This is a genomic window from Phragmitibacter flavus (genome assembly GCF_005780165.1).
Classification (GTDB): domain Bacteria; phylum Verrucomicrobiota; class Verrucomicrobiia; order Verrucomicrobiales; family Verrucomicrobiaceae; genus Phragmitibacter; species Phragmitibacter flavus.
Genome location: NZ_VAUV01000010.1, coordinates 235,249 through 245,609 on the forward strand (window position 1 = coordinate 235,249; position 10,361 = coordinate 245,609).

Consider the following 10,361-nt stretch of genomic DNA (forward strand, 5'->3'; position numbering starts at 1 on the left):
GCTAACCAAACCCCTCCAATCAACGCAAGACTTTCACTTGATCGCCCATCGCCAACAAAAAAGCCGTGTCCTCCCGGACACGGCCCTCTAGTAAATCCCTCTCACCTACGCATTCGCCCGCAAAATCTGCGCGAGCACATACGGAAGAATCCCGCCAGCACGGTAATAATCAATCTCCACTGGCGTGTCGATGCGCACCACCACCGGCACATCAAACGACTCGCCATCCGCCTTCGTCACGCGCAGTGTCGCTTCGCTCTGAGGTTTCATCGCGGTATGCACACCCAACAAATCGAAGGTCGCGTCGTCGAGGTCCTTCACCTTGTCGTAATCTTCCTTGTTCTTGAAGTTGCAAGGCAAGACACCCATTCCAACCAGGTTGGAACGGTGGATCCGCTCAAAGGATTTGGTGATCACCGCCTTCACGCCTTGCAGGCTGGTGCCTTTGGCGGCCCAGTCACGACTGCTGCCCATCCCGTAGTCTTCACCGGCAAGGATGATGCTTGGCACCCCACGCTCCTTGTAGGCCATGGCCGCATCGTAAATGCTGGTCTTGGTCGCCTCAGGTTGTAGCAAGGTGTTGCCGCCTTCCTCTCCTCCGAGCATCAAGTTTTTGATGCGCACGTTGGCAAAGGTGCCGCGGATCATCACGCGGTCATTACCGCGACGTGAACCATAGCTGTTGAAGTCAGAAACCGGCACGCCGTTCTCAAGCAGATACTTGCCTGCAGGGCTGTCTTTCTTGATCGCACCCGCAGGTGAAATGTGATCGGTCGTCACCGAATCTCCAAAGATCCCCAACGCACGAGCGCCGTGAATTTCGTTGATCTCGGCCGGATCCATCGAGAAGTTTTCAAAGAACGGAGGCTCTTGAATGTAGGTCGATTTGCGATCCCATTCATACACGGCACCGATGCTGCCAGGAATCTCATTCCACTTCGGATTTTGCTCCGCAAAGTCGGTGTAAAGACGCTGGAAAACTTCTGGCGAAAGCGCACTCGCCATCGCGTCGCCAATCTCCTGACTCGTCGGCCAGATGTCCGCCAGCATCACTGGCTGACCTTCGGTATCCGTGCCCAGTGGTTCGGTGGAAAGATCGATATCCACCGTGCCTGCGATCGCATAAGCGACCACCAAAGGAGGCGACATCAGGAAGTTGGCCTTGATGCTCTGGTGCACGCGGGCTTCGAAGTTACGGTTGCCGGACAACACGCTGGCCGCCACCACGTCTTCGCTCTTCACCACGTTTTCAATACCGGCATCAAGCGGACCGGAGTTACCGATACAGGTCGTGCAACCATAACCCACTGTCTGGAATCCGAGCTTGTCGAGCTCCACCTGCAAATTGGTTTTGTCGAGGTAATCCGTCACCACGCGCGATCCAGGTCCAAGCGAAGTCTTCACCGCCGGCTTCACCGTCAAACCTTTCGCATTCGCCTTCTGCGCCAGCAAACCAGCCGCCAGCATCACGCTTGGGTTGCTGGTGTTGGTGCAACTGGTGATGGCCGCGATCAGCACCGATCCATGACGAATCGTGTCCTTGATCCCATCCTTGCTGTCCACCACCACTTCATAGCTGCCGTTCAACGATGGTTTACCAAAACCACCTGGCGTCGGCGCCACCAACAGTGACTCAAATTTCTGCTTCAACGCATCCACATCAATGCGGTCCTGCGGACGTTTTGGACCTGCCACGCCAGGCTTCACCGAAGACAGATCAAGCTCCACCACCTGCGTGTATTCGATCTCGTCACCTTCCTGAATCCCCCAAAGCCCCTGCGCCTTGTAATAATTCTCCACCGTCTTGCAAAGCTCTTCGCTGCGACCGGTGCCAACGAGGTAACCAATGGTCGCCTCATCAATGCCGAAGAAGCCCATCGTTGCCCCATACTCAGGCGCCATGTTCGCCAACGTCGCACGATCCGGAACGCTCAAAGCACGGGCACCAGGACCAAAAAATTCCACGAACTTGCCGACCACCTTCGTCTGACGCAGCACTTCCGTCACGCGCAGCACCAAGTCGGTCGCGGTCACGCCGGGCTGCAATTCGCCGATCAAGCGCATGCCCACCACTTCAGGCACCAGGAACGTCACCGGCTGCCCGAGCATGCCTGCTTCCGCTTCGATACCACCGACCCCCCAGCCAACCACGCCAAGACCGTTGATCATCGTGGTGTGCGAATCGGTTCCCACCAGCGAATCCGGATAAAATACCCCCTCCTTCTCCAACACCCCTTTGGCGAGATACTCAAGGTTCACCTGGTGAACAATGCCGATACCCGGAGGCACCACTTTGAACGTCTCAAACGCCTGCGTGCCCCATTTCAAAAACTGGTAACGCTCGCGGTTGCGGTAAAACTCCAGATCCAGGTTCTTCTCAAACGACATCGCCGTTCCCGCAAAATCCACCTGCACCGAGTGGTCAACCACCAGATCCACCGGCACCAGCGGCTCGATCATCTGCGGATTTTTGCCCATCTTGTCCACCGCCGAACGCATCGTCGCTAAGTCCACCAAGAGCGGCACCCCGGTGAAATCCTGCAAAACAATCCGCGCAACGGTGAAAGGGATCTCGTAGTCACCAGGCGATTTCGCATTCCAGTTCGCCAGGTTCGCCACATCGGCCACCGTCACTTTTTTGCCGTCAAGATTGCGCAACAGCGACTCCAAAACGATGCGGATGGAAATCGGCAGACGGTCAATCTTCGAGAAACCGTGATTAGCGAGTGCCGGGAGCGAGTAAAATTTACCTTCGGAGCCGGTGCCAGTAGTGAACGTGCTGAGTGTATCGATGGACATGTGAGGTGAGAGATGAGCCTTGCCAATCGTAGCGAAGGATGTGCCAACGGCAAGCATCTTCCATGCGGGAAAACAAGTAGGGGGCTCGTCCCGGGCATTTCATCCCCACTTTAGCAAAAAAACCGACCACCTCTAGGGATGGCCGGTTTCGACATGCATTCTCAAATCAATTCACTCACTCCTCATCATTCCGACCGAAAAACAGTGGTAACAGGTAGTAAAGCAAATAGCCCAACGACGTGATAAACGCCGCCACGTAAGTGAACGCCGCCGCATCCAACACCTTCTTCACCGCGCCCATCTGATCGGGCGTTGCCACATGACCCATGTTGCCAAGAATCACTTTCGCACGCGAAGAAGCGTCAAATTCCACCGGCAACGTCACCAGGTTAAACAACATGATGATGCCCCACGCGACCGCCATAATCAGCGCTCCCGTGTATGGCGAAATGATATTGGTAAAAATACCAATCAAAGGCAGCCACATCACCACCTGGTTCGCATAAGTCGTCGCCCCCACCGCCGCCATCCGCCACTGCAACGGCGCATACGCCTGCTTGTGCTGGATCGCGTGTCCGCATTCGTGAGCCGCCACTCCAAGCGCCGAGCAGGACGTGCCATAATAATTGGCCGTCGAAAGCACCAGCCGCTTGTTCATCGGATCGTAATGATCCCCCAACATCTCGTCATGTGCAAGGATCTCCACATCGTGGATGCCAGCCTGATCGAGAATCTGAGCCGCCACTTGGGCACCGGTTTCGCCCGACGCCGCCGGGATCTCGCTGTATTTGAGATAGGTCGACTTCACCCGGCTGGATGCCCACAAGGACAAAAGCATGGTGCCGCCAAATAAAAGAAGAATCAGTATCATAGTGTAGTCATTAGGGTTTCCACCCAAGGTATTAGCATGGAGTTTTTAAGTGACAGCGATTCGGGGGATTTTTTTGATTTTTTTATTTCCTTCAATCGCTGCTCTGTCTTGATACGCCGCGCATCAACCATCCGACGCGGAATCCCGCCCATCTTCGTCAACGACTCCCGAAGCTTGCCAATCGCGCGCTCGCCCACTTTGCGCACCCACTCCCGATTCCGACCCAATTGCGGTGCCATTTCACGATACGACGACGGCTCGTCATCTCCCAAACCGAATTTCAGCGACAACACCTGCAACTCGTGATCGTCCAGTTCATCCAGGCATGCATAAATTTCCTCATCCAACTCCTCGCGCGACAAACGTTCCACCGGCAGCACATCCCTCTCATCCATGAGATACATGGACTGCGCCGAATCATCCAGGTCATCGATCGAATCCACCATCGTCCGATCCTGCGAGATCGCCGCCACATCCTCCTCACCCATGCCCAGCCGTTCCGCCAGATCCTGCAAGGTCGCATCCCGGCCGAGCTCTGCCGTCAAATCCGCATGCAACCGGTCCAATTTGCGCAGCCGCTGAGACCGCCAGATCGGAATCCGCACCACTTTCGCCTGCGCCGTAATGGCACGATGGATACGCTGCCTGATCCAAACTGACGCATAGGTCTCAAACGCCACCCCATGCTTCAAATCATACAACTCCACCGCACGCAACAATCCCAAATTCCCCTCGGAGATCATGTCCGCCAGCGCCAATCCATAACCCGTATATAGAAACGCAATCCGCACCACCAACCGCAAATGCGCCAGCACCAACTGCTCCCGCGCCTCCATGTCCCCTTCGCGCGCCCTGAGCAGCAACGAATGCACTTCTTCCGCTCCCAAAACTGGAAGCTTCGCCAGATCACGCTGGTAGCGCTCAATGTCTTCACGGTGTCGAGGGAAATGGAAATGCGGGTGTTTCATCTTTTGGGCTTGTTCAATGACAGCCGAACATTTGATACGTTCGGAATCGATAAGCAGAGCTAGCCAGATGCCAATTGCACCAGTGATGCCTAAATCACATATTTGCTATATCGAAATGTGATTTCCGTTATCAACACGATCGTTCTATTCTGGAATTCTGCATGTCGCTAAAACGCACCCTCATTCTCTTTGGTCTCTTCTGGCTCATCCTCATCACGGTGTTGCACGGCACCCTCAACCTCGATTGGCGCAAAAAAATCACGGCGTTCAGCCGCGGTGAAAAGACTGCCGAAAAATACAAGATCGGGTTTCTCCCCGTCACCTGCCACCTGACTTGTCCCGTCACCGACTTCATCAACAAGGAAACCTCCGGCGAAGGCATTTATGAACCTCTCCGTTTCAGCGGCTGGCCAGAACTCAAAGAAGCCTTCCTCTCCGGCGACACCCCCGCCACCTTCATCCTCGCCCCCATGGCCATCGCCCTTCGCGAGCAGGGGGTCCCCCTCAAAATTGTCTACCTCGGCCATCGCGACGGCACCGCCCTCATGGTCCACAAAGATTCCAAAATTTTCCGCATTGAAGACCTTCGAGGCAAACGCGTCGCGGTTCCCAACCGCTACTCCAATCAACGCCTGCTCATCTTCCGCGCCCTGCGCAATGCCGGCATGACCATCAAGGACATCGAACTCATCGAAATGCCGCCACCCGACATGCCTGCGGCCCTTTACGCCAAAGCCGTCGACGCCGTCACCAGCGGCGAACCCTTCATGGGCCAAACCGAGCTCGATGGCTACGGTCGCGTCCTCTACCTCACCAAAGACATCTGGCCCAACTTCATCTCCTGTGTGCTTGCCGTGCACGAAGACATGATCAAAAACGACCGCGCCGCCGTCCAGCAACTCGTCGATGGCATCGCAAAAAGCGGCAAATGGCTCGACTCTGACATGGAAAACCGCATGGACGCCGCCCAGTTCGTCTCCAAAAACTACTACAATCAAGACCCACGCCTCCTCGAGTTCGTGCTCAGCAAACCACCGGATCGCGTCAAATACACCAACCTCTCGGTGCGCAAACCCGACTTCGAAGAAATCGTCGACCTCGGCATTGAGTCCGGCATCCTCACCGGCAAGGCCACCTTCGAAGACTACACTGACACCTCCTTCGTCCCCGACGAATCCTCCATCAAACCCCACGCCTGGGAAGGCCTCACCAATAAATAATAAACCCGCCTTTCCATCTCATGTCCGCACCTCATCCCGGCTCCGAAATCACCCGCCCCGTCATGCTGCCCGTCGCCACGCAGCAAGCCCGTGCCTGGCTTCTTCCCACTGTCACCGCCGCCATCTTCATCGGCATCTGGGACCTTAGCGTCCGCCTCTCCGGCTCCGACCTCTTCCCCACCCCCTGGCAAGTCCTGCTCGGCATCATCGAACTCGCCGAAAAAGGCCTCCTAATAAAATACATCGTCGCCTCCCTCTTCCGCGTCACGTGGGGATTCGGCCTCGCCGTCCTCGTCGGCGTCCCCCTCGGGCTCGCCCTCGGCTGGTTCAAGCCAGCCTTCCAGGCCATCAACCCGATGATTCAAATCTTCCGCCCCATCTCCCCCATCGCCTGGATTCCCGTCGCCATTCTCTGGTTCGGAGTCGACGACACCGCCCCCATCTTTCTCATCTTCCTCGCCAGCGTTTTCCCCATCACCGTCTCCGCCACCGCCGCGGTGAGAAACATGCAACTCGTCTACCTCCGCGCTGCGCAGAACTTCGGCCTCCAAGGCATGCCCCTTTTTAAACGCGTCATCCTTCCCGCAACCATGCCCCAAATCATCACCGGCATCCGCATCGCCCTCGGCATTGCCTGGCTTGTCGTCGTTGCCGCCGAAATGATCGCTGTCAATTCAGGCCTCGGCTACCTCATCATCGACGCAAGAAACGCCGGCAAACGTTATGACCTCGTCGTCGCCGGCATGGTCCTCATCGGCATCATCGGCCTCGGCCTCGACCTCCTCGTCCGCCGCCTCGAACAATTCGACGAAGTTAAATGGGGTGTCGGGCAGCGCTAAAATCTCGTCATCGTCCTCCTACTCGAACTCGTCCTCGAATTTCCACGTTTCCCCTTCCCCATGTCCGTCGGACTCCCCACCACCTCTACTTCCCCCGTCATCCAGGTCATCGACCTCTGGATGACCTTCCCCGGCAAGACCGCCGCCCAGCCCATCCACGTTCTCGAAGACGTCCACCTTCAAATCCGCGAAGGCGAATTCGTCTGCATCGTCGGCCCCAGCGGCTGCGGAAAATCCACCCTTCTCAACATCATCGGCGGTTTTCTCAAACAATCCCATGGCAGCGCCATCGTCGAAGGCAAACCCGTCAACGGACCCGACCCCGGCCGCATCTTCGTCTTCCAGGAAAACGGCGTCTTCCCCTGGCTCACCGTCGAAGACAACATCGGCTTCGGCCTCCTCAACCATCCCGAAGCCCACCGCCGCAAACAGGTTCAACACTACACCGACATGGTCGGCCTCACCGGATTCGAAAAATCTTATCCCCGCGAACTCTCAGGCGGCATGCGCCAGCGTGTCGAAATCGCCCGCGCCCTCGCCGCCGAAGCCCGCGTCCTCTACATGGACGAACCCTTTGGTGCCCTCGATTTTCTCACCCGACTCAAAATGCGCGCCGACCTCGTCCGCATCTGGCAGGAGGAACGCAAAACCATCGTCTTCGTCACCCACGACATCGAAGAAGCCGTTCAACTTGCCGACCGGGTGCTCGTTATGAGCCGCCGTCCCGCCACCGTCAAGGAAGAGATCATCGTCGACCTCCCCCGCCCCCGTGACCTCGACGACTCACGCTACCTCTCCACCCGCGACCGCATCTTCGAAGTGATGGGCATGGACATCAAAACAGGTGCCGAAACCAACGTTTAAATCATCTCCCAGGTCAGTCTTCCATGAACAACACCCACCTCGCCGTCCAGTTCTTCCTGCAAATCGCTGTCATCCTGCTTTTTTGTCGCATCGTCGGCAGCATCGCCGCCAAATTCGGCCAACCCCAAGTCGTTGCTGAAATGATCGCTGGCGTCCTTCTTGGCCCCTCCCTTTTTGGCCTCTTTTTCCCCGAAATGCAAAGTTGGATCTTCCCCTGGGACCCCACCCAAACCACCCGCGACACCCAAAGCTACCTCTTCCCTGCCTCCCAACTTGGACTCGCCCTTTACATGTTCATCGTCGGCATGGAATTCAGGGTCGATATCGTCCAAAAACACCTCAAAACCTCCATCGCCGTCTCGCTCGCCGGTATGGCCGCCCCCTTTGCCCTCGGGGCGGGACTCGCTTGGATCTTCTTCCACCACACCAACCTCTTTCCGCCGCGCACTTCGTTGCTCGAAGCCGCCCTTTTCCTCGGCGCCTCCATGTGCATCACCGCCTTTCCCATGCTCGCCCGCATCATCCACTTCAAAGGACTTTCCGGCACCAGCATGGGCACCGTCGCCCTCGGAGCCGGTGCGCTTGACGACGCCACCGCCTGGTGCCTGCTCGCCCTCGTTCTTGCCAGCTTCGACAGCAACTGGACCCACGCCCTAGTCAATATCGGTGGCGGCGCAGGCTACGTCTTCGTCACCCTCACCCTCATCCGACCCCGCCTCGCCAAAGCTCAAAATTGGCTCATCAAAGAGAAACAACTCACCGAAGCCGGACTCGTCATCGGCCTCGCCATGATGGCCCTCGGAGCCTGGTTCACCGACCTCATTGGCCTGCACGCTGTCTTCGGAGCTTTCGTCATGGGAGCCGCCATGCCCCGTGGCATCATGGTCGAGGGCCTGATCGCCCGCCTCCAACCCCTCACCGTCGCCCTGCTGCTGCCCCTCTTCTTCACGTTCTCCGGACTCAACACCAAAATCGGCCTACTCAACTCCTGGTATCTCTGGGGCATGTGCGCTGCCGTCCTCATCGCTGCCATCCTCGGCAAAGGCGTCGCCTGCTGGGGAGCCGCCCGCGCCTCCGGCATGTCCAACCGCGAAGCCCTCGGCATTGGGACCCTCATGAACGCCCGCGGTCTCATGGAACTCATCATCATCAACATTGGTCTCCAACGCGGCATCATCACCCCCGAACTCTTCGCGACCCTTGTCATCATGGCCGTCATCACCACCCTCATGGCCTCACCCATCTTCGACCGCCTCGTCGGTAAAGGGAAAGTCACCCTCGATCCACCCAACGCAAGCCCCCTTTCATCCACAAAACTCGAATCCATGCGCTAAACCCGCACGCAAAACTCGTAACCCTCTTATGCCCGCCATGAATGCCGAAATCGAAACCTACGATGCCATCATCATCGGCGCCGGTCCTGCCGGTTCCTCCGCCGCCGCCATTCTCGCCGAATACGGCCACAACGTCCTCGTCATCGAACGCGAAAAATTCCCTCGCTACCACATCGGCGAATCCCTCATCCCGTTCACTTTCCCATCCCTCGAACGCCTCGGCATGATCCCCAAAATGCGCGAGTCCCACTTCGTCAAAAAATTCAGCGTGCTCTTCGTCCAGCCCGACGGACAACGCTCTCAACCCTTCTACTTCTTCAGCCGCTACGACCGCGAAACCATCGCCCAGAGCTGGCAGGTCCTGCGCTCCGAGTTCGACCAGATGATGCTCGACAACGCCCGCGAAAAAGGCGCCGAAGTCCGCGAACTGACCTCCGTCAACCAGCTCCTCATGGACGGCGACCGCGTCATCGGCGTCGAATGCACCGACCGCACCACCAACCAAACCTGCCAAGTCCACGCCCCCATCACCCTCGACTGCACCGGCAAGGAAGCCTTTGCCTCCAACCGTCGTAAGTGGCGCATGCCCGACCCCTATCTCAACAAAATCGCCGTTTGGACCTACTACAAGGGTTCCAAACGCGAAGCGGGCATTGATGAAGGCATGACCACCGTCGCTTACATTCCCGACAAAGGCTGGTTCTGGCACATCCCCCAACACAACGACATGGTCAGCGTCGGCGTCGTGGCCGAAGGCAAATACCTCACCCGCGACGGAATCAAGGACCCCCAAGCCATCTTCGAACGCGAAATCGACAACAACGACTGGATCAAAGACCACCTCTCCGTTGGCGAATCCACCGGCGAATACTGGGTCACCAGCGAATACAGCCGCCACTCCAAACACGCCGCCGCACCGGGTCTTCTTCTCGTCGGCGACGCCTTTGCCTTTCTCGATCCCGTCTTCAGCAGCGGCGTCATGCTCGCCCTAAAAAGCGGCGTCCAGGCCGGTGAAGACGTCCACCAATGTCTCCTCGACAACGACTTCGACCCCGCCCGTTTCGAGAACTACTGCTCGATGGTCCGCCAGGGCGTCGAGAACATGCGTAAGCTCGTCTACGCCTTCTACCATCCCGATTTTTCCTTCGCCAAAGTCATCAAAAAATACCCCGACTCCGCTGGCGAAATCACCGACTGCCTCTCCGGCGACGTCAACAAGGACTTCACCCAACTCTGGGCCCGCATCCGCGAATTCGTCCCTCTCCCCGAAGACCTCCCCTACGGCACCCCACTCCCGGAAGCCGAACCCGCACTGGGGTAGTAAGTGACACAGGCTTGCAGCCCATAAGCATATACCTAACGCGCCATGCATCGCTTGACTCTTGCCAACTGGCGCGGTCGGCGGGGTCTGCGCTCGCTTAGTTCTTCCAACCACAGGTGTGGGGCGTTCATCATATGAACCAACC

8 protein-coding genes are annotated in these 10,361 nt (G+C 57.6%); 5 read left to right on the top strand and 3 right to left on the bottom strand.

Translation table 11 applies throughout. From position 1 onward, the window contains the following. Positions 1-105: 105 nt before the first annotated feature. From acnA to FEM03_RS15235, 3 genes are all read right to left on the bottom strand, one after another. Positions 106-2,799 (bottom strand): aconitate hydratase AcnA, encoded by a 2,694-nt coding sequence (gene acnA / locus FEM03_RS15225; protein WP_138087138.1) that lies wholly within the window; start codon positions 2,797-2,799, stop codon positions 106-108. 175 nt (positions 2,800-2,974) lie between these two features. Next, complete coding sequence (locus tag FEM03_RS15230) at positions 2,975-3,670, bottom strand: zinc metallopeptidase (protein WP_138087139.1); 696 nt, start codon at positions 3,668-3,670, stop codon at positions 2,975-2,977. After that, a complete protein-coding gene (locus FEM03_RS15235) occupies positions 3,667-4,638 on the bottom strand; it encodes a sigma-70 family RNA polymerase sigma factor (protein ID WP_138087140.1) in 972 nt (323 codons plus the stop codon). Before FEM03_RS15235 ends, FEM03_RS15230 begins: the two co-directional genes overlap by 4 nt. A gap of 161 nt (positions 4,639-4,799) precedes the next feature. Here FEM03_RS15235 and FEM03_RS15240 point away from each other — a divergent pair, with 161 nt between their 5' ends. From FEM03_RS15240 to FEM03_RS15260, 5 genes are read left to right on the top strand one after another with little or no spacing between them, the layout of a single operon-like run. After that, a complete protein-coding gene (locus tag FEM03_RS15240) occupies positions 4,800-5,858 on the top strand; it encodes an ABC transporter substrate-binding protein (RefSeq protein ID WP_138087141.1) in 1,059 nt (352 codons plus the stop codon). 20 nt (positions 5,859-5,878) lie between these two features. Beyond that, positions 5,879-6,697 (top strand): ABC transporter permease, encoded by an 819-nt coding sequence (locus FEM03_RS15245; RefSeq protein ID WP_206171025.1) that lies wholly within the window; start codon positions 5,879-5,881, stop codon positions 6,695-6,697. 60 nt (positions 6,698-6,757) lie between these two features. Next, positions 6,758-7,561, top strand: coding sequence for an ABC transporter ATP-binding protein (locus FEM03_RS15250; protein ID WP_138087142.1), 804 nt, complete (start codon positions 6,758-6,760; stop codon positions 7,559-7,561). A 23-nt stretch (positions 7,562-7,584) separates the two neighbouring features. Beyond that, positions 7,585-8,895, top strand: coding sequence for a cation:proton antiporter (locus FEM03_RS15255; protein ID WP_138087143.1), 1,311 nt, complete (start codon positions 7,585-7,587; stop codon positions 8,893-8,895). 37 nt (positions 8,896-8,932) lie between these two features. Then, on the top strand, positions 8,933-10,216 hold the full coding sequence (locus tag FEM03_RS15260) for an NAD(P)/FAD-dependent oxidoreductase (protein WP_138087144.1): 1,284 nt from the start codon (positions 8,933-8,935) through the stop codon (positions 10,214-10,216). Positions 10,217-10,361: the final 145 nt, after the last annotated feature.

Coding starts and splice junctions, on each gene's coding strand:
- FEM03_RS15245 (WP_206171025.1), top strand. CDS start 5,879: ATGTCCGCACCTCATCCCGGCTCCGAAATCACCCGCCCCGTCATGCTG.
- FEM03_RS15260 (WP_138087144.1), top strand. CDS start 8,933: ATGAATGCCGAAATCGAAACCTACGATGCCATCATCATCGGCGCCGGT.
- FEM03_RS15250 (WP_138087142.1), top strand. CDS start 6,758: ATGTCCGTCGGACTCCCCACCACCTCTACTTCCCCCGTCATCCAGGTC.
- FEM03_RS15255 (WP_138087143.1), top strand. CDS start 7,585: ATGAACAACACCCACCTCGCCGTCCAGTTCTTCCTGCAAATCGCTGTC.
- FEM03_RS15235 (WP_138087140.1), bottom strand. CDS start 4,638: ATGAAACACCCGCATTTCCATTTCCCTCGACACCGTGAAGACATTGAG.
- FEM03_RS15230 (WP_138087139.1), bottom strand. CDS start 3,670: ATGATACTGATTCTTCTTTTATTTGGCGGCACCATGCTTTTGTCCTTG.
- acnA (WP_138087138.1), bottom strand. CDS start 2,799: ATGTCCATCGATACACTCAGCACGTTCACTACTGGCACCGGCTCCGAA.
- FEM03_RS15240 (WP_138087141.1), top strand. CDS start 4,800: ATGTCGCTAAAACGCACCCTCATTCTCTTTGGTCTCTTCTGGCTCATC.